The sequence below is a fragment of the Klebsiella sp. GG_Kp175 genome, from assembly GCF_040062325.1.
Taxonomy (GTDB): domain Bacteria; phylum Pseudomonadota; class Gammaproteobacteria; order Enterobacterales; family Enterobacteriaceae; genus Klebsiella; species Klebsiella quasipneumoniae.
Genome location: NZ_JBEAFX010000012.1, coordinates 31,605 through 52,720 on the forward strand (window position 1 = coordinate 31,605; position 21,116 = coordinate 52,720).

Consider the following 21,116-nt stretch of genomic DNA (forward strand, 5'->3'; position numbering starts at 1 on the left):
GTCCCCCGCTCACCGGCGGGGGATTTTTTTTCAGGCTTCACTGACCTTTGCCGCCATCTCTTTCGCCGCCAGCACGCGTTCGACCGTATCGACAACCGCCTGGGTTTGCGGGTCGATCTCGATATTGACGCGGTCGCCCAGCTTTTTCGCCCCCAGCGTGGTCCGCTGCAGCGTCTCCGGAATAAGATGCACGCAGAATCGGGTTGCCGTCACCTCACCTACCGTCAGGCTGATGCCATCGATACCGATGAATCCTTTATAAAGGATATATTTCATCAGCGTCGGGTCCTGTACTTTAAACCAGATCTGACGGTTATTTTCGGAAGTGAGGATCTTCACGATTTCCGCGGTGGTCATAATATGGCCGGACATCAAATGCCCGCCGATTTCATCACTGAATTTCGCCGCCCGCTCGACGTTAACTTCATCCCCGACCTGAATATCGCCGAGATTGGTAATCCGCAGCGTCTCTTTCATGAGATCAAAGCTGATGCGCGCGCCGTTGATGTCGGTCACCGTCAGACAGCAACCGTTGTTGGCTACCGATGCCCCGGTTTCGAGCCCCTCCAGCATATGCGCCGGCAGCTCCACCACGTGGGTGCGAAAATTGGGTTTATCATCAATGGAGACCACTTTCGCGGTTCCCTGAACAATACCAGTAAACATGTTTGGCTCCTGTTGAAAATCATGACGGTATCATTACCGTTTTCGCTATCGGGAACAATAACAGGAGGGCTGAGCGGTTGCCAGCGCGCTTCGTGCCTCGACTCTTTTTTCACTGGCTTAATGGCTAATCCTCGCTACAATAGACTGGAATTTCCTCATTTTTATCCCCTTGCTGCCAGTTACGGCGGCTTTTTTAGTCTCAAAATAACAACAATACAAAGGTGTTCACGTGCAGAAGTATTTCATTGAAGCGCGTCAGTTATTAGCTCTGGCTATACCCGTCATTCTTGCGCAGGTAGCGCAGACGGCGATGGGTTTTGTCGATACCGTGATGGCGGGCGGCTACAGCGCCACCGATATGGCTGCGGTGGCCATCGGAACCTCCATCTGGCTGCCGGCCATTCTCTTCGGCCATGGGCTGCTGCTGGCGCTGACCCCGGTGGTGGCGCAGCTTAATGGCTCCGGGCGGCGGGAGCGTATCGCGCCGCAGGTGCGTCAGGGCTTCTGGCTGGCGGGGCTGGTCTCGGTGCTGATCATGGTCGTGCTGTGGAATGCCGGGTATATCATCAGCTCCATGCATAATATCGACCCGCTGCTGGCGGAGAAAGCGGTTGGCTATCTGCGCGCGCTGCTGTGGGGGGCGCCGGGCTATCTGTTCTTCCAGGTCGCCCGTAACCAGTGTGAAGGGCTGGCAAAAACCAAGCCCGGAATGGTCATGGGCTTTATCGGTTTACTGGTCAACATTCCGGTGAACTACATCTTTATCTATGGCCATTTCGGCATGCCAGAGCTGGGCGGCGTCGGCTGCGGCGTGGCGACCGCCTCCGTTTACTGGGTGATGTTTGCCAGTATGCTGTGGTGGGTGCGCCGGTCGCGTTCGATGCGCGATATCCGCTGCGCCGAGGGCTTCAGCGGCCCCGATTTCGCCGTCCTGCTGCGGCTGGTGCAGCTGGGGCTACCCATCGCCCTGGCGCTATTCTTCGAAGTGACCCTGTTTGCCGTCGTCGCGCTGCTGGTCTCCCCGCTCGGGATCATTGACGTCGCCGGCCACCAGATTGCGCTGAACTTCAGCTCGCTGATGTTCGTTCTGCCGTTGTCGCTGGCGGCCGCGGTCACCATTCGCGTCGGCTTCCGCCTCGGCCAGGGCTCAACGATCGATGCCCAGGTTTCCGCCCGTACGGGTGTGGGCGTGGGCGTCTGCCTGGCGGTGTTTACCGCTATCTTTACCGTGCTGATGCGCAAGCAAATTGCCCTGCTGTACAACGATAACCCGGAGGTGGTGATGCTGGCCTCGCATCTGATGCTGCTGGCGGCGGTCTACCAGATCTCGGACTCTATTCAGGTGATCGGCAGCGGTATCCTGCGCGGCTATAAAGATACGCGGTCTATCTTTTTTATCACCTTTACCGCGTACTGGGTGCTGGGTTTACCCAGCGGCTACCTGCTGGCGCTGACCGACGTGATTGTCCCCCGCATGGGGCCCGCCGGCTTCTGGTGCGGATTTATCATCGGCCTGACCTCCGCCGCTATTATGATGATGCTGCGGATGCGTTTTCTGCAGCGCCAGCCCTCCAGCATCATCTTACAGCGCGCCGCGCGCTAATCCTGCCAAAGCCCGCCACCCTGGCGGGCTTTTTCTTTCTTCAGTTATGTTCCGACGTTGTACATTCCGTTACTCCCCGACACCAAAGACTCACTGATGAGCGCCCCGGAGATGCATATAGTGTGGCCAACAGCCCCGCAGTGGGGTTACTCAGGAAACCAATTCGAGGATTTCAGCATGAAAAAAGTATTAGCTCTGGTTGTTGCCGCTGCTATGGGTCTGTCATCTGTTGCTTTCGCAGCCGACGCCGCGACCACCACCCCGGCTACCGCAGCCAGCCACACCACCGTTCACCACAAGAAACATCACAAAGCGGCGGCGAAACCGGCAGCCGAACAGAAAGCCCAGGCAGCGAAGAAACACCATAAAGCGGCGACAAAACCGGCCGTAGCGCAGAAAGCCCAGGCAGCGAAGAAGCATCACAAAGCCGCGGCGAAACCGGAAGCAGCGCAGAAAGCCCAGGCAGCTAAAAAGCACCATAAAGCCGCGGCGAAACCGGCCGTAGCGCAGAAAGCCCAGGCAGCAAAGAAACACCATAAAGCGGCGACAAAACCGGCCGTAGCGCAGAAAGCCCAGGCGGCGAAGAAGCACCATAAAGCGGCGCACCACGCAGCCAAACCGGCGGTACAACCGGCGGCATAACGGTCAGGGCGTTAAGGTGATAAACCGGCGCTGAATAGCGCCGGTTTTTTTTCAGGAGGACATCATGCTGCAACGCTATCGCTTCGAATTGCTGTTGGTTCTGCTCATCGTCTGCGCGCTGTTTACCCTTCGCTTGATGTTTAAATAGCGGGCTGCTGAACCCATTTACGGGCCGGCGGCGTATAGTCGCGGAAACCGGCGATAATCTCCTCTGGCGAAGCAGCAAACGGCAGCATCTCCGCGTAGCGCGGGTGCATAAATCCTTCCCGTACCATGTTATTGACCATCGCCTGCAGCGGATCGTAATACCCCTTGATATTCAGGAATGCGCACGGTTTTTCATGGATGCCCAACTGCGCCCAGGTCCACTGTTCGAAAATCTCTTCAAGCGTCCCCGCTCCGCCCGGCAGAGCAATAAAGCCGTCGGCCAGCGCCGCCATTTTGGTTTTCCGTTCGTGCATATCCTCCACCACATGCAGCTCCGTCAACCCGCGGTGGGCAATTTCCCGCTCCACCAGGCCGCGCGGCATTACGCCGATGACCGTGCCCCCGGCCTCCAGCGCCGCATCGGCAACCGCCCCCATCAAGCCAACTTTGCCGCCGCCATAGACAACAGCCAGTCCCTGCTGCGCCAGCATGTGGCCAACCCGTCGGGCGGTTTCGAGATACAGCGGATGTTCGCCAGCTGAAGAACCGCAGAAAATACCAATCGATTTCATCTTCCTTATTACTCCTCTCTTCTGGTGGGCGCTAATTTAACACAACGGCAACCCTTACCCGCAGGGTGAGACCGGCAAAGAAAAGAGAGGCGAGGCGCCTGCTGGCGAAGAAATATCCTTGTGGTTCAGTAAAATATCGCCGGAGTGGGTAAAAGATCCGCAATCGCATGCAATGTACAAGAAAAGTGACGTTTACCTCTTGCCACATCCCCTGCCTGCCGCTAATATGCGTCCCCGTTGTCACCACAACATTGCGTTCGTAGCTCAGTTGGTTAGAGCACCACCTTGACATGGTGGGGGTCGTTGGTTCGAGTCCAATTAAACGCACCATAATGCGTCTGTAGCTCAGTTGGTTAGAGCACCACCTTGACATGGTGGGGGTCGATGGTTCGAGTCCATTCAGACGCACCAATCTCGTTTCGTATCATTCCCTCTCAACATTAGCCTGCTGCATCGTGACCGGAAAACGCACGCCTTCTGCGCTTCCAGCCTGAACGTCATCGAACCCTGCCAGCGACAAAGCGAAACCCGATTATTCGCGACTATGAATAGCCTGCGCCATCGCCAGGGCATCCTCCCCTGCCGGCAACCGCGAAGGGGCTTGAGGATCGTTCACCATCCGCCAGACGGCCTGAGCCACATCGACAGCCTGCGTCACGCTGGCGTTATCCTGGATGCTGTCGAGGATCTGCTGGCCGAGCGGCGCATAGCTCTCCGGGAGCTGGCCCATCGTTCGACGCGCGTTTTCCCCGAAGCGGGTCTGGGGAGCGCGTCCCGGCAGGATCACACCGACGCGAATATTAAAGGGCCGCAGCTCCAGCGCCAGCGACTCCGTGAAGGCATTCACCGCCGCTTTACTCGCGGTATAGACCGCCAGCAGGGGCATCGGCTGCAGGGTGACCGCCGAGGTGATATTAACGATCGTCCCGCTACGGCGCGCTCTGAACCGGGGAAGTACCGCCTGGGTCATGGCGATAGTCCCAAGCGTGTTGGTGGCAAACAGGTTCGCTATCGCCTCGTGCGACGCCCCCTCCAGGGCGTTGAGCATCCCCACTCCGGCGTTATTGACCAGAACGTCAATCTCTCCGGCCTCGGCAATCGCCTCGGCGATACTCTGCGCTGAGGAGACGTCAAGACGCACCAGCCGCAGACGGTCGCTGGCCGGCAACAGATCCTCGCGCGGAACCCGCATCGTGGCGATAACCTTCCAGCCCTGTTCAAGAAAATAACGCGCCGTCTCCAGACCAAAACCCGATGAACAGCCGGTGATCATAATCGTTTGCATCTCTCTGTCTCCGTTGGTTTCTTCCTTTTCATCATAGACAGCCCGCTCCGGACGATATAGGGTCAATAATCCATTATTCTTTAGCAGGAGTCCGGAAATGAGCGACCCGCTGGCGGAAATCATAGCGATGCTCAATCTCAGAGCGGTGCTGACCAAAACCATTGAGGGGGCGGGAGAATGGCGCGTTAAACGTTCAGACCAGGGAATGTCGTTCTACGGCGTGGTACTGGAAGGCGGCTGTCGGCTGGAAATAGACCAGCATGAACCGCAGATCCTGCGCGCCGGGGATTTTATGTTGATCCCGGCGGCGTACCGCTTCGCGTTAACCAGCCTGACCCCGCCGCCTTCACCGGCGCTGGAGACCACCCCGGTGAAGCTTGCGGCGGAACACTTTCGCCTGGGAGCTCTCGACCAGCCAGCGGAGATGCTGGCGCTGATTGGCCACTGCGCTGCCGATTCGGATAACGCCAGCCTGCTAACCTCCCTGCTGCCCGCCTTAGTGGTGGTTCGCGACCAGCCGCGGCTGGCCACCTTTGTCGGGCTGCTGAAAGAGGAAGCCCAGGCGGATCGCGCAGGCAAATCTTTCGTTCTGGCGCGGATGGTTGAGCTGCTGTTTATCGAGGCCATCCGATCCTGCGGAACGCTCGCCACCCCCGGACTGATGCGCGGCCTGAGCGACCCGCGGGTCGCCCAGGCAATCCGCCTGCTGCATCAGGCCCCCGCCAGACGCTGGACCGTCAACGCCCTGGCCGCCGACTGCGCGCTGTCTCGCTCGACGTTATTTGAACGCTTTACCGGCCTGACCGGAATGACCCCGATGGGCTATTTGTTGAGCTGGCGCATGACCCTGGCCATGCAGTGGCTGGGCGAGACGGGCATCAGCATAACGGATATCGCCGAGCGCCTCGGCTATGGCTCGACCAGCGCGTTCAGCGTGGCCTTTACCCGATATGCCGGGATATCGCCGGGCAAATATGCCCGCCAGCGGGCGGCGCAGCGCCCCCCAGGCCCGCCATAAGTTAACCTGCCGCAATCGTCGTCTGCAGCCAGCGCTCAAACAACTGCAGCGCCGGCTCCCCCTCGCCGCCGCCGGGTTTGATCAGGCAAAAGCGCTTGGCCAGCGTCGGCAAGCCCGGCCATGGGGCGACCAGCGTCCCGCTGCGCAGTTCGCTCTCCACATACATCTTCGGCACCAGGGCCACGCCCTGCTGGCTGAGTACCGCAGCGATCGCCATCTCATGCAGATCATAGCGCGGCCCCTGCGCCGGGTTATCCAGCGCCAGACCGCACTCGCGGGCATAGTGCAGCCAGGCGTCCGGGTTTTGCCGCCGATGAATGCGCGGCAGCCGGTTCAGCAGCCCCGGGAGATCGTCATCCGTCAGCAGCGCGGCATGACAGACCGGCAGCAGATACTCCGCAAATAAAAACGTTACATCCATTCCGGTCCACGCCGGGTGATCAAAATGGATGGCCGCATCAAATCCGCTGCCCGGCAGAATAAAGGGGTCGCTGCGGGCGGCGATATTGACCACGATATGCGGATGCTGCGCCGTGAACTGCCCGAGCCGGGGGATGAGCCAGCGGCTGGCGAAGGTGGGGAGCACGGCGATCTCGAGACTGCGGCCATCGGCGGGCATCCCGCTGACATCGTGGGTTTCCCGCTCCAGCCTGCTGAGGATCTCGCGGACCTGTCTGGCATAGCGGGCGCCAGCCGGATTGAGCCGTACCCGGCTCCCGATCCTGTCAAAGAGTTTGCTGTCGAGGAGCGCTTCCAGACGGGCGATCTGCCGGCTGATGGCCCCTTCCGTTAACGCGAGCTCCGCCGCCGCGCGGGCAAAGTTGCCGTGGCGGGCGGCGGCCTCAAAGGCCAGTAGCGCAGCGCTGCTGGGAATTTTACGACGCATAGCCAATGCTCCTTGTGCGGGCCCATTGAAAATCAGTGACAGAATATCACTGATTGATGAATAAACATCGTTTTTCAGCGCCATTATCGCCGGATAGGATGAGGAAAACTCACTAAAGCGCGTTATGCGCTGAATCATCTGTCTCTCGAGGTCACTATGCTCTATGTCGTCGAATGCGCCTACACCGACCCGCAAAGCGAAGCGGCGTGGAATACCTTTTACAATCGGGAAAAATTGCCGGCGCTGGTCTCGGTGCCCGGTTTTCATGCCTCCCAGCGCTTCTGCGCGTTCAGCGAGGGCTGCCCTCGCTACCTGGCCCTACACGATATCCGCGATGCCGCCGTCCTCGACAGCGACGCCTATCGCCGCAATGGTGGGGGTCATTTTGCCCGCTGGCAATCGGCGATCGCCGACTGGCATCGCCACCTCTATCTCACGACTCACGCGCTGCTGGAGGTGGCTCCTGACGAGGTGCTGCTGCTGAGCGATACCGCGGAAGCCCTGCCCGTCGCTGCGCCGATCGTCCTGCAGCCCGGGGGTCTGGCCACCCGGCATACCCGCTATGCCGCCATCGTCCCGCGTGACGATCTGCATCACCGGGTCACCTCTGCCGCGGTCTTTATCTATCAGCCCATTACCGCCAGGTTGCGTCACCCGGCGGAGCAAGCGTGAGGTCAACATGACACCAGCTCCCTTTTATACCCTGACAGCAGGCGACCTGACGATAAGCGCCATCAGTGATGGTCAGATGACGGCACCGCTGACGCTACTCGCGGGGATCGCCCCTGAAGAGGCGGCGCGTCTGCAGCGCCAGGCCGGGTTAACCTCGCCGGAGGCCATCGAGATCGGCGCTTACCTGATCCGCGGACGCGGGCACACGCTGCTAGTGGATACCGGCACCGGCGGGGCCAACGGCGTCGGCGGCGCGCTTATTGCCAATCTGGCGCTGCTCGGCGTGCGCCCTGAGGAAATTGACACCATCCTTCTCACCCACGCGCACCCGGACCATATCGGCGGCCTGCTGACCGCCGCCGGTACACCGGCTTATCCCAACGCCATGGTGTTCCTACCCTCGCGGGAAAGCGCTTACTGGCTGGCGCCATCGACACTGGACAACGCCAGCGATCGTGGACAACGTAACGTGCTGCTCGTCCGCCGCATAATGGCGATCTGCGCGACGCAAATTCGTGATATTGATGAAGACGAGCCGGTAGCCGGGATCCGGCCATGTCCCCTGCCCGGCCATACGCCAGGGCATACCGGATATCGCCTTGAGGCGGGCGGAACGTCGCTGCTAATCTGGGGGGATATCGTCCACTTTCCCTCGATCCAGAGCGCCCGGCCAGAGGTGTCGGTGGCATTTGACGTCGATCCTGACCAGGCCCGGCATACACGGGAAAGTCTGCTGCGCCAGGCCGCCCGCGAACGGTGGCTCATCGCCGGTATGCATCTTGGCCTGCCAGGTTTCGCCCGCGTGGAGAATACCGCCTCAGGCTACTGCCTGCGCCCGGTGTGACCTTCGCGGCGAACACCGATCACAGCGAAACCCCGGTCGTGACATTAACGCGACCGGGACGTGGTGTCTGGGGAAGTGGACTAGCCGTTAACCGCGGCTCTTCCAGCCTTTTTTACTTTTGCAGCTGGCTTTGGTGGCGACCCATGGGTGACGCAGTTGGGTCAACTGAAGATCCTGAGAGGCCGGGCTGGCGGACCAGCGTTTGTTGCACAGAGGCTTACGAGTTGCAATGACCATAAAAACGCTCCTGAAAGTAATGAACAGTTCCCTGGGTAATTCCATAAGTTCAGAATCAGCTTATCACCGCTTAAACGTAGTTATTTCAATCTTTGTTTTGCTATGTAAATGGTGATTGCCACCTGAAAGGTATTAAATTGATCTAGATCAATGTAAGTGCGATTTTTTGATTTCGCCACCTATATTTTCAACCGTTTAACTTCGGCCACCGCTTGATTAAGACTTTTCCTATACCACATAATCCAACAGAAGAGGGCAAGATTATCAGATTTTTATTCTAGTTATGTATGCTAATGTGGTTAATTGTTTTGATTATTCTAGCTAATAAAATTCACTTGGTCAGACCGCCGCAGGCGGGTACTCTGCACCGGCAATACGGGGATTTGTCAGGGAGTGGTGGATGACTACAGGCTATAAACTACTTGGCTATAAGTTAGCGGATAATATTTTCTACTGCCTGCATCATCGGGAAATTATCGCGTTACGTGGGACGCGAACGCAGGTTCAGCTGCGCAGCACCATGGCTTGTTTACTGGAATATTTGCTGGCACATGGCAGAGAACGTCTGGTCAGCGATGAAGAGTTAATGATTAACGTCTGGGAAAAAAATAATCTCCGTCCGTCCGCGCAGCGATTATGGCAGGTTATCCAGACCCTAAAATCTCGCTTAAACCAGGCGGGGGTCGAAAGCACATTAATTGTCCGCGTTAAATGCGCAGGGTATTATATTAATCCTGCTTGCGTAGCCGAAATTTATTCCTTCAAACCGCCGGGCATGATGAATTATATAAACAACTCGCCTGCTGATATGAATAAGCTCCTGGTTCGCAACTAATCTCCTCTCCACGCCGTTTAGATCGCTTGCAACAGGGTTTATTCTTTGAATATTTTAATTCACAGCAATAATATTTATTTTAATATCGGCCTCGCCCAGTGTTTCAGAGATATTCAGGAAACCCTGCCCGGTCTGAATATTATTCATTCACTGCCGCTCAGCCATCTGCCCGATCTGGCCGGGATGGATGTAATTATTTTAGCGCTGGAAAACTATCACGATTATCAGGCCGCTGCTGAATTAGCCCAGCGCTATCCCGGTCTGGTGGTCGGATTTACCTCCGCCAACAATGTGAGACGCGGGCGCGCCTTTTACGCAGATACCCTCCTGTGGGTCAGCCAGCGGGAAAGCGTTCACGAGATCGGCCGCCTTCTGCGCCGGCTGGCAGACCGTAGCCGCCCTTTCGCGCCGCGCCATCAGCGTCAGAGTCACTCCTCCCGGCTGCGAGCCCCACTTAATGACCTGGAGATGCAGATGATTCGTGGCGTGGTCGACGGACAGTCAATTAATCAGATGGCGGACGCGCTGGGGGTTAATCGAAAGCGGGTTTATAACGGACTGGAGCGGATCAAAATGAATTTTCGCCTCGTCAGCCATACTCATTTTCATCATTTTATGACCGCGGAGGCCACGTTTAGCCACCTCTGCGCCGATCACAGTTGCTATAGACCAGGAGTACGGCCAGCCCGGCAACGACGTGCCGCATCGCGACCGCCGAAAATCATTCATATAATTTGAATGAGTTTCGCAAATTGTTTTGATTTTAACCACGAGGTATTGCGCGTATTCTTTATCACATCAGGGCGACAAGCCCTATATCAGACATCAGATTAAGGAATACGACCATGAAATCCATCAAAACTTTAGTTGCTGTTGCTGCACTGTCACTGTTCTCTTCCGTTAGCTTCGCCCAGAGCGTCAGCGCCACCGCCTCCACCCTGGACCGTGCTGAAGCCAAAATCGCCGCCCAGGCCGCCGAGCAGGGTGCGTCCTATAAAATCACCAGCGCCCAGTTTAATAATCGCGTCCATATGACGGCTGAGCTGAGCAAATAATCTCTTCGTTCTTTCGCAATGAAAAAAGCGCCGTCAAAAACGGCGCTTTTTTTTCGCCTCTTTCTCCGGGCAGTGATTTCCTGAGCGGCGCGCTGTGGCGTTCAGCCAATTCCGGGCCAATACTTACCGTATCCCCCGGAAAAGAGAACCCGATGATGAAAGTCTGGATCGTCAACAAACCCGGTTCACTGGACAATCTGCAGCTTGTCGATCTTGCCGACCCCGGCGCGCCGGCGGCAGGCGAGATCCGCGTAGCGCTCCACGCCACCTCCCTGAATTATCACGATTTGCTGGTAGCGACGGGGGTGATTCCTACCGCCGATCGGCGGATCCTGATGGCGGACGGCGCGGGGGTGGTCGAAGCGGTTGGCGCCGGAGTCAGCGAGTTTCAGCCAGGCGACCGGGTGGTGGCTGGCTTTTTCCCGCAGTGGCTGGATGGCCGTCCTGGCCCGCAGGTGAAGGACTTCAGCCAGACCCCGGGCGACGGCGCCGAGGGGTTTGCCTGCCAGTATGTGGTCAGACCGGCCAGCCATTTTACCCATGCGCCTGACGGATGGAGCTTCAGGGAAGCGGCGACTATCACCACCTCCGGCCTCACCGCCTGGCGCGCGCTGGTGGTGGAGGGGCGGCTAAAAGCGGGCGATACGGTGCTGACGCTCGGCACCGGCGGCGTGTCGATAACCGCCCTGCAGCTGGCGAAAAGCATGGGCGCGCAAGTCATCGTCACCTCCTCATCAGATGAAAAGCTCGCCCGCGCGCGCGCCCTGGGGGCTGACCATCTCATCAATTACCGCACCACCCCGGCGTGGGGTGCTACGGTGCAGGACATCACCGGTCATCGCGGGGCCGATATTATCCTCGAGCTCGGCGGACCGGGCACCCTGAGCCAGTCGTTCGAAGCCGTACGTGTTGGCGGACACATCGCCCTCATCGGCGTCCTGACTGGCTTCGAAGGTCATGTGCCCACCCATCTGCTGATGAGTAAACAGGCCCGGTTGCAGGGGCTGGTGGTGGGTCATCGCCGGCAACAACAGGACTACGTCAACGCGCTGAACCTGCAGGCGTCGCGGCCGGTCATCGATAAAGTGTTTGATTTTGCGGCCTTACCAGACGCCTTCCGCTATCTGCAAAGCGGCGCCCATTTCGGCAAAATTTGCGTGGAGTGGTAGGGGTGAGGAGATGAGATGAACAGGGCCTCCGTGCCCTGGGAACGGCTTTATTCGAAAAAGACGTCCGGATTGTCCGACAGCGAAACAAAGGATTTCGTGTTTTTATCCAGCGCCTGAATCTCGCCGCTTTCAATGTCGTAGAACCAGCCGTGCAGGCGCAGGGTATGGTCGCGCAGGCCGACCGCCACCGACGGGTGGGTTTTGATGTTGTTCAGCTGAGCGATGACGTTTTCCTGCACCATGCCGTTGACCTTATCGGTTTCGCTGGCCCAGGTTTTCTTTTCCACCACCGCTTTTGCAGCATCAGCGTAGCGCAGCCAGTGAGACACCGCCGGCATCGGCTCCAGGCACTGGCAGGTGGCGATCGCTTTCATCGCCCCGCAGTTTGAGTGGCCGCAGATCACGATATCAGTCACGCCCAGCGCAACCACGGCATACTCAATGGTCGCGGATACACCACCCGGCTCCGGCCCGAAAGACGGCACGATATTCCCGGCATTACGAATAACAAAGAGCTGTCCCGGCTCCTGCTGGGTAACCAGTTCCGGCACCAGACGGCTGTCAGAGCAGGAGATGAAAAGCGCTTTGGGATTCTGGCTGGAAGCCAGGCTGCGGAAGAGCTCTTTACGCTGGGGGAAGATCTCTTTCTGGAAGTTGAGGAAGCCCTCAATGATATGTTGCATAGCAGTGTCTCTTCTCTGTAGTTATTACGGTATGACAAAGATCACAGTTATTCAGTTTACCATTGCTGACAAGAATGGGAATCGTTATTCAAACAGTTGCGCAGAAAACGCGCGCCGCGGATGCCCATTCAGCCTCGCCTATTCCACAGGGTTTTCACGTGCTTTCCTGAGCCAGTTTGCTACTCTGTCTGCTCGTACCGCCCCCACGTTGCCGACCGCCTGACGGCGGCGAACACACCAGGAGTTGCTATGTTCTTATCCAGCCTGATGGCCATTGCCGCGGTGCTGATCATGGGCGTGATCAGTCCCGGCCCGAGCTTTATTTTTGTCGCGCGCAATGCGGTCGCCCGCTCGCGCCTGCATGGTCTGGTGACCGCCCTCGGCACCGGCGCCGGCGCCGCCATTTTTTCTATTATGGCGATGCTGGGCCTGCAGAAGGTGCTCACCGCGGTGCCAGAGCTGTTTATTGGCTTAAAAGTAGCGGGCGGGCTCTACCTGTTATGGCTGGGCTATAAGATTTTCCGCGGTTCGGCGCAGCCGATGGATTTCTCCGCCAACGGTATGGCCGGTAACCGTTCGTTGCTGAAGACCTTCCGCGACGGGCTGTATACCCAGCTGAGCAATCCCAAAACCGCGCTGGTGTTTGCCTCGATTTTTACCGCCCTGCTGCCGACGCAGATCCCCACCGCGTTCTATTACATCGTGCCGCTGATGAGTTTTCTGATTGACGTCAGCTGGTATTCGCTGGTGGCGCTGGTGCTCTCCGCCGATCGCCCGCGTCGGGTCTACCTGCGGTTGAAGCGGCGAATCGATATCGCCACCGCGACGGTGCTGGGGGCGCTGGGCCTGCGGCTTATCGCGACCTCACTCACCCGCTAGCGGCTACACGGTATGGATACGGATATCGTGTTGCTGAAAGGCAACGCGATATTCGCGACTAATATTCTCCTCCACCACCAGCACATCGATATCGCTGCTCGCGGCCACCACGAACCGCGCCACCGCCGGAATTTTATCCGAGGTCAGGCCGATGATAATTTCGCTGCACTGCTTAATCACCGCTTTCTTAAACTCACAGTCGGCATAGTCAAAGCCGGTCAGGCCTGACTCTGGCGCCATGGCGCAGCCGCCGATAAACCCCTGGTCGAATAACATCCCCTGCACCTGAGCCACCGCCGCGGCCCCAACGCAGCCCCCGCTCGCCCGCTGCACCTGACCGCCGAGCATCACCACGTCGTAGAGCGGCTTTTTCACCAGCACCGCGGCGATCTCCGGAGAGTTCGTCACCACTGTCAGCGCAAGCTCGGCGGGCAGCGCCTCGGCCATCGCCAGATTGGTGGTGCCGGTATCAATGAAAATAGTGCCGCCGGGTTTCACCAGCCGGGCGCACTGCTGCGCGATCCTGAGTTTTGTTGCTCGGTTTTTATCTTTCCGTTCACTGTAGTCTCCCGCTTCCGGCAGGCTCAACACCGCCCCGCCGTAGACTTTTTTACAGACGCCTTCGCGGCTAAGCTCATGCAGATCGCGGCGGATAGTATGCTCAGACACCTGAAGACGCGCCGCCAGATCCGCACACACCACCCTGCCGTTTTCCTGCAGGATCTGGCAAATCAGCGCTTGTCGCTGTTGGGGAAAAGCAGCATAATCGAGCAAAGCAACTCCTTAAATAATCATAAACGAGCAACAGTAAGCATGATCGTCTGCCCTGCTGTGATTGTCAATGTTCCTGCCCGGAGGTTTACCATGAAAATTGCCCATTTCGCTCTGTGGACCCAACAGCTTGAGGCTCAGGCCCGCTTCTGGGTCGAGTTCTTTGCCGCCAGTATTAATGAAAAATACCTCAGCCAGACCAACCCCGGATTTGCCTCCTATTTTGTCACCATCGACGACGAAGTAGTGATCGAGCTGATGACCAAGCCTGGCCTGCAGCAGGCCAGCGCGGATAATAACCATACCGGCTGGGCGCATCTGGCCCTCTCGGTGGGCGGCGCAGAACAGGTCGATGCCCTTGCCCAACGCGCTGGAGCGGCGGGAATACTGGTTTCACCCCCGCGCACCACCGGCGACGGCTATTATGAGGCGGTGATCGCCGATCCCGATGGCAACCTGATTGAAATCGTCGCATAGTCAGTAGACCGCCAGCTATAAGGAGGCATCCATGGCACGTTACCGGATCATCGACACCGCGGCCTGGCCCCGCCGGGACCATTTCACCTTTTACCGACAATTTGCCAACCCCAGCTTTAATCTCTGCGTTCCGATAGAGGCGCAGCGCCTGTACGAATGTGCGAAGGACCGGCGGGTCTCATTTTTTCAGCTCGCGCTCTATGCCCTGCTGCGCGCGGCCAACGGGGTGCCGCAGCTCCGACAGCGTGTGCGCGATGGCGAGGTGATTGAATATCACAGCCTGGCGGTCATGACGCCGGTGATGACCGTCGAGGAGGGCTTCCGCCAGGTATGGTGCGACAACGCTGCCGAGTTCACCGCCTTCAGCGCCGCGGCAACGCCGAAGATCGTCGCGGCAAGAGAGACATCGCCGGCGCCGCTCATCGTCGATGGCGAACATTTTATCTGCGCCAGCTGTCTGCCGTGGCTCCACTTTACCTCGATGACCCATGCGGAATACGCGGTGGGCGCCGCGATTCCGGCGCTCACCTGGGGGAAACTGCAGAACGGCGTGATCCCGGTGGCCGGGCGATTTAACCATGCCTTCGTCGATGGTCTCCATGCCAGCCGCTTTTATGCCCTCGTCGAAGCGGGGTTTCGTGACCCCGAGCGGCTCTGGCAGCCGCTAACCGCGACCGCCCCCTCACTGCTTCCCCCTACGGCGAAGGATCGCTGAGAACTCGGCACACTCACCGCCGGGCAGTCTTCCCTCTGTCCGGAGGTCGCTTTTCCCTAACTGTCGCCTTTGCAACAGGCAGCGCAAAAGCGCGCTGCATTTGCAGCAGTCCGCTCCGTCAGCAGACATAGCCACCCCGCTAAATATCGCCAACCTGCCTTCCTCTCTCGCTGGCACGTGTTTTGCTTACTCATACATATAACCCATGGGCATTATGAATAATTTATTTATCCAATTTACGCATAAGCTATTCACTGAATAAGAGAGAAGATGATGTCAGCCAGTTCACCCGCTCTGCCTTACACCCAGTCCTCGCCGCAGGCGCATATTATTGCCAGCGATGCGGAAGCCCTCGCCATCGCCGATGAGATCGCCGCCGTGCTCAAACCCGGCGCCGCCGAGCGCGACCGCACGGGTATCGTCCCGGTGGAGATCGTCAACACCTACTCCAACAGCGGGCTGTGGGGTATTACGGTGCCGCGCCGCTTTGGCGGCGCCGAGGTCTCGGCCGCGACCCTGGCGCAGGTCATTGCCATTCTTTCCGCGGCCGATCCATCGTTAGGTCAGATTCCCCAGAACCACTATTGCCTGCTGGAAGATATTCGTCTGCAGGGCAGCGACGACCAGCAGGCGTTCTTTTTCGCCCAGGTACTGCAAGGCTATCGCTTCGCCAATGCCCTGTCGGAAACCGGGGGGAAAACGGTCCTCGATATTCGTACCCGTATCGTGCAAGGCGCCGAGGGGCTGCGGATCACTGGCCGTAAAGGCTATTGCACCGGATCACTGTATGCCCACTGGATTGGCATTCTGGCGCTGGATGCTGACGATCGCGCCCAGCTCGCCTTTGTGCCACAGAACAGCCCGGGGCTGACGGTGGTCGATGACTGGGCGTGCCTCGGTCAGCGAACTACCGCCAGCGGCACCGTACTGGCCGATAATCTTCCGGTCAATCCCTTCCACCTTTTCCCAACGTGGAAGTCCTACGCCAGCCCGACCCTTGCCGGCCCCTTTGCCCAGTTGACCACCGCGGCGATAGACGCCGGTATCGCCCGCGCGGCGCTGGACGATACCGTGGCGTTCGTGCGCAACAGCGCCCGACCGTGGATCGACGCCGGTGTGGCGCGGGCCAGTGACGACCCGCTGACTATCTACCATATCGGTCAGCTGGATAGCCGTCTTGCCGCTGCCGACGCGCTGCTGGAGCGGGCCGGACGGGTGCTCGACCGCTATAAAAATGACCTCAGTGAGGAACATGTCGCCGAGGCATCGCTGGCCGTCGCCCGCGTCAAAATCTGGACCACTGAAGTGGCGCTGGAGGCCGCCAGCCGCCTGTTTGAGCTGGGGGGCACGCGGGCTACCGGTGAGTCGCTCAACCTCGACCGCCACTGGCGCAATGCCCGGGTGCACACCCTGCACGACCCGGTACGCTGGAAGTATCAGCTGCTCGGAAACTGGGTTCTGAACGGTATTCGTCCGCAACGACATGACTGGAACTGATATGACGAGTCTGCTGGCATTTTTCGCACAAATCGACTGGAGCGATGTGGCCCAGGCCGCCCTCGATACCCTCACCATGCTGGCCTGGTCGCTGGGCTGGACCGTGCTGCTGGGCCTTCCGCTGGGGATCGTACTCTATCTCACCGGCGAGCCGCGTTTGCTGTACGCCCCGCGTCTTTACCGCCTGTTGTCATTGTGCGTCAACGTGCTGCGCTCCCTGCCGTTCATCATTTTACTCATTGTCATGATCCCGTTGACCACGTTGCTGACCGGCACCTCGCTGGGGGTGGAAGGAACCATTCCGCCGCTGGTCGCCGGCTGCGCCCCGTTCTTCGCCCGGCTGGTGGAAACCGCTCTGCGCGAGGTGGAGCACGGCCTGGTGGAGGCCAGCTGGTCGATGGGCGGCAGCACCTGGCAGCTTATCTGGCACACGCTGTTGCCGGAGTCGCGGGCCGGGCTGATCGCCGCTGTGACCGTGACGGCCATTTTGCTGGTCGACTACACCTCGATGGCGGGGGTGATTGGCGGCGGTGGGCTGGGCGATCTGGCCATTCGTTTTGGTTATCAGCGCTTTCAGACTGACGTGATGGTGGTCACCGTCCTGATGCTGATTGCGCTGGTACAGCTTCTGCAAATGAGCGGCGACTGCCTGGTGCGCTACGTCAGCCGCAAATAATTTACCCTTCCAGGTTTCAGGAATCACTATCATGAAAAAATCCATTATCGCCGCCGGACTTCTGGCCCTCTTCTCCACCACAGCAATGGCTAACGAGACGCTGATCGTCGGCGCCACGCCGGTACCGCATGCGGAAATCCTGGAGTTTGTGAAGCCCGTGTTGGCAAAGGAAGGCGTCGATTTACAGATCAAAGTATTTAACGATTTTATACAGCCCAATCAGCAGCTGGCGGAGAAACACCTCGACGCTAACTACTACCAGTACCGTCCGTTTCTCGATAACTACAACCAGACCCGGCATACCAACCTTGTTCCGGTGGTCGGGGTGCATATCGAACCTTTCGGCGCCTACTCCAGCAAATACACGAGTCTCACCGCGGTGCCGGACGGGGCGACGATCGCCATTCCTAACGATCCGGTGAACACCGGACGCGCGCTGGTGATGTTAAGCAACGCCGGGCTGATTACCCTCAAGGATCCGCACAATCCGCAATCGGCAACGAAGGACATCACCAGCAACCCGCATCACTTTAAAATCCGCGAACTGGAGGGCGCCATGCTGGCGCGGGCGGTGAAGCAGGTCGACCTCGCCTTTATCTTTGCCAACTATGCGCTGGAGGCCGGTATCGACACCGATAAAGCGTTGCTGGTGGAAAAAGGCAGCGATCTGTACGTCGAATATCTGGTGGCGCGTCCGGACAATATTCAGGACCCGGGCATTCAGAAACTGGCGCAAGCGCTGCATTCGGACGCCGTTCGTCAGTTCATTCTGACGCGTTATCAGGGCAAAATTTTACCCGGATTTTAATCACCGCGGGCAGCGGCGACAGCCGCTGCCCGGGCAAACGGAGCGCATCATCGTGACGCATATCCCCGCCCCACCGATCCATATTGAGTTTGCTGGTATCAGCAAAGCCTATCCTAACGGCGTGCAGGCGCTACAGGACATTGACCTGACCATCCGTCAGGGCGAAATTTTCGGCATCATCGGCCGCAGCGGCGCCGGAAAATCCACCCTGCTGCGCCTGTTTAATCGCCTGGAAAGTGCCGATAGCGGCGAGATGTTCATCCACGGCGAGTCGACCGTTCGCTACTCCCCGCGCCAGCTGCGCGACCTGCGTCGGCGGGTGGCGATGATTTTTCAGCACTTTAACCTGATGGCCACCAAAACCGTGGCGCAGAATATTGCGCTGCCGCTGAAGATGGCTGGCATCCCGGCCGGCGAACGTCAGCGGCGGGTTACGGAAATGCTTGAGCTGGTGGGCCTCAGCGCCCTGCGCGACAGCTACCCTGCCCGCCTTTCCGGCGGCCAGAAACAGCGAACCGGCATCGCCCGGGCGCTGGTCACTCAACCGGAAATTCTGCTGTGCGATGAGGCAACTTCGGCGCTGGATCCGGAAAACACCTTGTCGGTGTTAACCCTGCTGAAGGAGATTAACCAGCGCCTGGGGCTGACTATCGTGCTGATCACTCACGAAATGGAGGTTATTCGCACCCTCTGCGATCGGGTCAGCGTGCTCGAAGGCGGACGCATTGTCGAACAGGGGGAGGTCTGGCGCGTGTTTGGCAACCCGCAGCATCCGGTGACGCGAGCTATGCTCGGCCTGCAGCTCCCCGACCGCCCGGAGGCCGGGCCATCGCTGCGCGACGGCGAGCAGATCGTGACCTTACGGTTTGACGGCAGCAGCGGTCGCGAACCCAATCTGCAGCATATCGCCAGCCTGCTGGGGGGCGACGCCCGCCTGCTGTACAGCAACTGCGAGCGTATCCAGGGCCGGGTCATCGGCCAGCTGCAGGTCCGGCTGAGCGGGCCGCTGGCCGCCAGCGCGCTGGTGCAGGATGGCTGGGTCGCGGACAGCATTTTGACCCACCCTCTTCAGGCAGCGGAAACCACTGCGCCATAGCCATAGAATGGAATTATATTTCCGATCCTTTGCTAAGGATAATTGGTTATAAATCATAGCGTTTCAGTGTTAGACAGGGCGAAGTGCGCCTCTTATCTTTCGTCATGAATTGTAAATCACCACGCAATCACTTGATGAGGTAGCACTTTTGTCCAGATTACAACAAGGATTAAAAACCCAAAAAACCCGCTTCGCCCTGGCGCTAAAAGTGGCCCTGCTCGGCGGCGTGGTAGCATTTTCTTCTGCTGTCTTTGCTGAGGGTCTCCTGAAAGAAGGCATCACCCCGGCCACTGACGCCAGTCAGATCCCGGCCAGCGCCAAGCTGCGTAAAGACACGGTGGTGGCCGGGATCTCCGAGCCGCAGGGGATCTTTAACCCCTACTTTTTCGTCAACGGCTGGGATGAGAACGTCACGAACGTCATTTTTTCACGCCTGATCGACTGGGACAGCCAGGGCAAGCTGGTCCCGGGGCTGGCGGAGAGCTGGACGGTCAGCCCGGACAGTAAAGTCTATACCATTAAATTGCGCCCTGGTCTGACCTTCAGCGATGGTTCACCGCTGACGGCGGAAGATGTCGCCTTTACCCTGACGGTCCTGCTCGACCCCAAATATGATGGCGATACCGACATCACCCTGGCCAATATCGCTGGCGGCGCAGAATACAAAGCCGGCAAGGCTGACAGCGTCAGCGGCCTGAAGGTCATCGACCCGCTCACTCTTCAGGTGACCACCACCCAGCCAGGCGCCACCACGCTGGCCAAAATTGGCGGGCCAGTGCTGTCGAAAGCCTGGTACGGCAAAGGATATCAACGGGGACATCTCGACTATCTGCGCTCACTGCACGGCAAGCCGCTGGGCAACGGCCCTTACGTGTACGATACCTATATTCCCGGTCAGGAAATTCGCTTCCATGCCAATAGCCATTTTTACCGTGGGACGCCGCCAACGCCGCGCTTTATCTATCGCGTGACCAATCCGTCGACCAACTTCCAGTTGTTCCAGACCGGGGAGACCGACTACGACGCCTTTACCTCGCGTCCTGACGATATCGAACAGCTGAAGATGCTCGGCTTCGCCAACATTAATCTTTACGGCTCCAGCGACTACAGCCAGGTGGAATTCAACGTTCATCGTCCGGCGCTGCAGGATAAGCGGGTACGCCAGGCGCTGATTTACGGCCTGGACCGGCAGAAGCTGATCGACGTGGTCTATCAGGGGTACGGCAAAGTCGCCATCGAGCCGATCGCCCCGATCTCCTGGGCCTTTAACGCAGAAGGCGTCAATCCTTACCATTACGATCCGGCGCAGGCGAAAAAGCTGCTGGATGAGGCCGGCTGGAAAGCTGGCGCCGACGGTATCCGCGTCAAAGAGGGCCAGCGCCTGGAGCTGACCCTGCTGGTGAGCAAGAAGGTGCTCAACGATGCGTTGATCCCCATCGCCAAAGAGAACTGGCGGCAGATCGGCGTGCTGCTTAAGCCGCAGGTGGTGGATTTCAACGCTCTGATGGCGCAGCGCAAAGCCGGAAATTACGATCTCGCCTCGTTCAGCACCAGCACTCTCAACGACCCGCACGACGGGGTATGGGATTTCTACAGCAGCGAAGCTAAAGAGTCCGGCTACCACAACGCGGAGGTCGATAAGCTGATTAACGCCGGCAACGCGGTGCTCGACATCGAAAAGCGCAAGCCGATCTATCACCAGCTGTATAAAGTGCTGGCCGACGATCCGCCGGTGATCCTGCTCGGCTATCGCAACATCCTTTCCGCCAGCAGCGCCCGCGTCACCGGCTTTAAACCGGATATCTACAACGGCCTGACCGGCAGCCTGCCGGATGTGAAAATCGTTAAGTAAATCCCCTGGCCGCCGGGTTAACCGGCGGCTG

At 58.7% G+C, this 21,116-nt stretch carries 23 protein-coding genes, 2 tRNA genes and 1 pseudogene; 19 read left to right on the forward strand and 7 right to left on the reverse strand.

The window, feature by feature from the left end; genetic code table 11:
• Positions 1–30: 30 nt before the first annotated feature.
• Entirely contained in the window at positions 31–666 is a 636-nt protein-coding gene (locus tag ABLU73_RS17880; protein WP_004202894.1) for a riboflavin synthase, read from the reverse strand.
• Positions 667–895: 229 nt separating this feature from the next.
• Here ABLU73_RS17880 and mdtK point away from each other — a divergent pair, with 229 nt between their 5' ends.
• Positions 896–2,269, forward strand: a complete 1,374-nt coding sequence (gene mdtK / locus ABLU73_RS17885; protein ID WP_004202895.1) for an MdtK family multidrug efflux MATE transporter — start codon at positions 896–898, stop codon at positions 2,267–2,269.
• Between the two features lie 177 nt (positions 2,270–2,446).
• Positions 2,447–2,911, forward strand: a complete 465-nt coding sequence (asr, locus tag ABLU73_RS17890; protein WP_032456174.1) for an acid resistance repetitive basic protein Asr — start codon at positions 2,447–2,449, stop codon at positions 2,909–2,911.
• A gap of 140 nt (positions 2,912–3,051) precedes the next feature.
• Here the strand turns inward: asr and ABLU73_RS17895 are convergent, their stop codons facing one another.
• Positions 3,052–3,630, reverse strand: coding sequence for a TIGR00730 family Rossman fold protein (locus ABLU73_RS17895; protein ID WP_004202897.1), 579 nt, complete (start codon positions 3,628–3,630; stop codon positions 3,052–3,054).
• A 253-nt stretch (positions 3,631–3,883) separates the two neighbouring features.
• Here ABLU73_RS17895 and ABLU73_RS17900 point away from each other — a divergent pair.
• Together ABLU73_RS17900 and ABLU73_RS17905 are read left to right on the forward strand one after the other, a co-directional pair.
• Positions 3,884–3,960: transfer RNA gene (locus ABLU73_RS17900), tRNA-Val, on the forward strand.
• Between the two features lie 4 nt (positions 3,961–3,964).
• Positions 3,965–4,041 (forward strand) — tRNA-Val (locus ABLU73_RS17905).
• A 121-nt stretch (positions 4,042–4,162) separates the two neighbouring features.
• Here ABLU73_RS17905 and ABLU73_RS17910 read toward each other — a convergent pair.
• On the reverse strand, positions 4,163–4,915 hold the full coding sequence (locus ABLU73_RS17910; protein WP_264924282.1) for an SDR family oxidoreductase: 753 nt from the start codon (positions 4,913–4,915) through the stop codon (positions 4,163–4,165).
• Positions 4,916–5,012: 97 nt separating this feature from the next.
• Between ABLU73_RS17910 and ABLU73_RS17915 the strand changes: the two genes are divergently transcribed.
• Positions 5,013–5,933, forward strand: coding sequence for an AraC family transcriptional regulator (locus ABLU73_RS17915; protein WP_260204582.1), 921 nt, complete (start codon positions 5,013–5,015; stop codon positions 5,931–5,933).
• 1 nt (position 5,934) lies between these two features.
• Here ABLU73_RS17915 and ABLU73_RS17920 read toward each other — a convergent pair whose 3' ends face one another.
• A complete protein-coding gene (locus ABLU73_RS17920; RefSeq protein ID WP_114508213.1) occupies positions 5,935–6,819 on the reverse strand; it encodes a LysR substrate-binding domain-containing protein in 885 nt (294 codons plus the stop codon).
• A 156-nt stretch (positions 6,820–6,975) separates the two neighbouring features.
• Here ABLU73_RS17920 and ABLU73_RS17925 point away from each other — a divergent pair, with 156 nt between their 5' ends.
• Both ABLU73_RS17925 and ABLU73_RS17930 read left to right on the forward strand, forming a co-directional pair.
• Positions 6,976–7,491 (forward strand): hypothetical protein, encoded by a 516-nt coding sequence (locus ABLU73_RS17925; RefSeq protein ID WP_080935645.1) that lies wholly within the window; start codon positions 6,976–6,978, stop codon positions 7,489–7,491.
• Between the two features lie 7 nt (positions 7,492–7,498).
• Positions 7,499–8,335, forward strand: a complete 837-nt coding sequence (locus tag ABLU73_RS17930; RefSeq protein WP_065877545.1) for an MBL fold metallo-hydrolase — start codon at positions 7,499–7,501, stop codon at positions 8,333–8,335.
• 87 nt (positions 8,336–8,422) lie between these two features.
• Here the strand turns inward: ABLU73_RS17930 and ABLU73_RS17935 are convergent, their stop codons facing one another.
• Positions 8,423–8,572: a hypothetical protein gene (locus tag ABLU73_RS17935; protein ID WP_002907802.1), complete on the reverse strand. Its 150-nt coding sequence runs from the start codon at positions 8,570–8,572 to the stop codon at positions 8,423–8,425.
• 400 nt (positions 8,573–8,972) lie between these two features.
• Here ABLU73_RS17935 and ABLU73_RS17940 point away from each other — a divergent pair, with 400 nt between their 5' ends.
• The 4 genes and pseudogenes from ABLU73_RS17940 to ABLU73_RS17955 all read left to right on the forward strand — a co-directional run bounded on the left by ABLU73_RS17940 (position 8,973) and on the right by ABLU73_RS17955 (position 11,631).
• A complete protein-coding gene (locus ABLU73_RS17940) occupies positions 8,973–9,407 on the forward strand; it encodes a winged helix-turn-helix domain-containing protein (RefSeq protein ID WP_017899535.1) in 435 nt (144 codons plus the stop codon).
• A gap of 45 nt (positions 9,408–9,452) precedes the next feature.
• Positions 9,453–10,168 (forward strand): annotated as a pseudogene (locus ABLU73_RS17945) (hypothetical protein).
• Positions 10,169–10,252: 84 nt separating this feature from the next.
• Positions 10,253–10,462 (forward strand): YdgH/BhsA/McbA-like domain containing protein, encoded by a 210-nt coding sequence (locus tag ABLU73_RS17950; protein ID WP_117263186.1) that lies wholly within the window; start codon positions 10,253–10,255, stop codon positions 10,460–10,462.
• 152 nt (positions 10,463–10,614) lie between these two features.
• A complete protein-coding gene (locus ABLU73_RS17955) occupies positions 10,615–11,631 on the forward strand; it encodes an NAD(P)-dependent alcohol dehydrogenase (RefSeq protein ID WP_264924274.1) in 1,017 nt (338 codons plus the stop codon).
• Positions 11,632–11,678: 47 nt separating this feature from the next.
• Here the strand turns inward: ABLU73_RS17955 and ABLU73_RS17960 are convergent, their stop codons facing one another.
• Positions 11,679–12,314, reverse strand: coding sequence for a carbonic anhydrase (locus ABLU73_RS17960; protein ID WP_004202911.1), 636 nt, complete (start codon positions 12,312–12,314; stop codon positions 11,679–11,681).
• 249 nt (positions 12,315–12,563) lie between these two features.
• Here ABLU73_RS17960 and ABLU73_RS17965 point away from each other — a divergent pair, with 249 nt between their 5' ends.
• Positions 12,564–13,193 carry a LysE family transporter gene (locus tag ABLU73_RS17965; protein WP_064149860.1) on the forward strand — a complete coding sequence of 210 codons (630 nt, stop codon included), beginning with the start codon at positions 12,564–12,566 and terminating at the stop codon, positions 13,191–13,193.
• A gap of 3 nt (positions 13,194–13,196) precedes the next feature.
• On the opposite strand, the gene ABLU73_RS17970 is transcribed toward ABLU73_RS17965, so the two are convergent.
• Entirely contained in the window at positions 13,197–13,967 is a 771-nt protein-coding gene (locus tag ABLU73_RS17970; RefSeq protein ID WP_004202915.1) for a DeoR/GlpR family DNA-binding transcription regulator, read from the reverse strand.
• Positions 13,968–14,057: 90 nt separating this feature from the next.
• Between ABLU73_RS17970 and ABLU73_RS17975 the strand changes: the two genes are divergently transcribed.
• From ABLU73_RS17975 to ABLU73_RS18005, 7 genes are all read left to right on the forward strand, one after another.
• Positions 14,058–14,441, forward strand: coding sequence for a VOC family protein (locus ABLU73_RS17975; protein ID WP_004202917.1), 384 nt, complete (start codon positions 14,058–14,060; stop codon positions 14,439–14,441).
• Between the two features lie 31 nt (positions 14,442–14,472).
• Complete coding sequence (locus ABLU73_RS17980) at positions 14,473–15,156, forward strand: CatA-like O-acetyltransferase, family 1 (protein ID WP_064177740.1); 684 nt, start codon at positions 14,473–14,475, stop codon at positions 15,154–15,156.
• Between the two features lie 270 nt (positions 15,157–15,426).
• On the forward strand, positions 15,427–16,653 hold the full coding sequence (locus tag ABLU73_RS17985; RefSeq protein ID WP_264924261.1) for an SfnB family sulfur acquisition oxidoreductase: 1,227 nt from the start codon (positions 15,427–15,429) through the stop codon (positions 16,651–16,653).
• A gap of 1 nt (position 16,654) precedes the next feature.
• On the forward strand, positions 16,655–17,329 hold the full coding sequence (locus ABLU73_RS17990; RefSeq protein ID WP_117131270.1) for a methionine ABC transporter permease: 675 nt from the start codon (positions 16,655–16,657) through the stop codon (positions 17,327–17,329).
• A gap of 31 nt (positions 17,330–17,360) precedes the next feature.
• Positions 17,361–18,137, forward strand: a complete 777-nt coding sequence (locus ABLU73_RS17995; protein WP_017899539.1) for a MetQ/NlpA family ABC transporter substrate-binding protein — start codon at positions 17,361–17,363, stop codon at positions 18,135–18,137.
• Between the two features lie 52 nt (positions 18,138–18,189).
• Positions 18,190–19,233, forward strand: a complete 1,044-nt coding sequence (locus ABLU73_RS18000; RefSeq protein ID WP_348850336.1) for a methionine ABC transporter ATP-binding protein — start codon at positions 18,190–18,192, stop codon at positions 19,231–19,233.
• Between the two features lie 148 nt (positions 19,234–19,381).
• Positions 19,382–21,085, forward strand: coding sequence for an ABC transporter substrate-binding protein (locus ABLU73_RS18005; RefSeq protein ID WP_004202925.1), 1,704 nt, complete (start codon positions 19,382–19,384; stop codon positions 21,083–21,085).
• Positions 21,086–21,116 lie beyond the last annotated feature (31 nt).

Excerpts from the sequence above, each read along its gene's own strand:
- ABLU73_RS17880 (WP_004202894.1), bottom strand. The coding sequence starts at position 666 with ATGTTTACTGGTATTGTTCAGGGAACCGCGAAAGTGGTCTCCATTGAT.
- asr (WP_032456174.1), top strand. The coding sequence starts at position 2,447 with ATGAAAAAAGTATTAGCTCTGGTTGTTGCCGCTGCTATGGGTCTGTCA.
- ABLU73_RS17895 (WP_004202897.1), bottom strand. The coding sequence starts at position 3,630 with ATGAAATCGATTGGTATTTTCTGCGGTTCTTCAGCTGGCGAACATCCG.
- ABLU73_RS17910 (WP_264924282.1), bottom strand. The coding sequence starts at position 4,915 with ATGCAAACGATTATGATCACCGGCTGTTCATCGGGTTTTGGTCTGGAG.
- ABLU73_RS17915 (WP_260204582.1), top strand. The coding sequence starts at position 5,013 with ATGAGCGACCCGCTGGCGGAAATCATAGCGATGCTCAATCTCAGAGCG.
- ABLU73_RS17920 (WP_114508213.1), bottom strand. The coding sequence starts at position 6,819 with ATGCGTCGTAAAATTCCCAGCAGCGCTGCGCTACTGGCCTTTGAGGCC.
- ABLU73_RS17925 (WP_080935645.1), top strand. The coding sequence starts at position 6,976 with ATGCTCTATGTCGTCGAATGCGCCTACACCGACCCGCAAAGCGAAGCG.
- ABLU73_RS17930 (WP_065877545.1), top strand. The coding sequence starts at position 7,499 with ATGACACCAGCTCCCTTTTATACCCTGACAGCAGGCGACCTGACGATA.
- ABLU73_RS17935 (WP_002907802.1), bottom strand. The coding sequence starts at position 8,572 with ATGGTCATTGCAACTCGTAAGCCTCTGTGCAACAAACGCTGGTCCGCC.
- ABLU73_RS17940 (WP_017899535.1), top strand. The coding sequence starts at position 8,973 with ATGACTACAGGCTATAAACTACTTGGCTATAAGTTAGCGGATAATATT.
- ABLU73_RS17950 (WP_117263186.1), top strand. The coding sequence starts at position 10,253 with ATGAAATCCATCAAAACTTTAGTTGCTGTTGCTGCACTGTCACTGTTC.
- ABLU73_RS17955 (WP_264924274.1), top strand. The coding sequence starts at position 10,615 with ATGATGAAAGTCTGGATCGTCAACAAACCCGGTTCACTGGACAATCTG.
- ABLU73_RS17960 (WP_004202911.1), bottom strand. The coding sequence starts at position 12,314 with ATGCAACATATCATTGAGGGCTTCCTCAACTTCCAGAAAGAGATCTTC.
- ABLU73_RS17965 (WP_064149860.1), top strand. The coding sequence starts at position 12,564 with ATGTTCTTATCCAGCCTGATGGCCATTGCCGCGGTGCTGATCATGGGC.
- ABLU73_RS17975 (WP_004202917.1), top strand. The coding sequence starts at position 14,058 with ATGAAAATTGCCCATTTCGCTCTGTGGACCCAACAGCTTGAGGCTCAG.
- ABLU73_RS17980 (WP_064177740.1), top strand. The coding sequence starts at position 14,473 with ATGGCACGTTACCGGATCATCGACACCGCGGCCTGGCCCCGCCGGGAC.
- ABLU73_RS17985 (WP_264924261.1), top strand. The coding sequence starts at position 15,427 with ATGATGTCAGCCAGTTCACCCGCTCTGCCTTACACCCAGTCCTCGCCG.
- ABLU73_RS17990 (WP_117131270.1), top strand. The coding sequence starts at position 16,655 with ATGACGAGTCTGCTGGCATTTTTCGCACAAATCGACTGGAGCGATGTG.
- ABLU73_RS17995 (WP_017899539.1), top strand. The coding sequence starts at position 17,361 with ATGAAAAAATCCATTATCGCCGCCGGACTTCTGGCCCTCTTCTCCACC.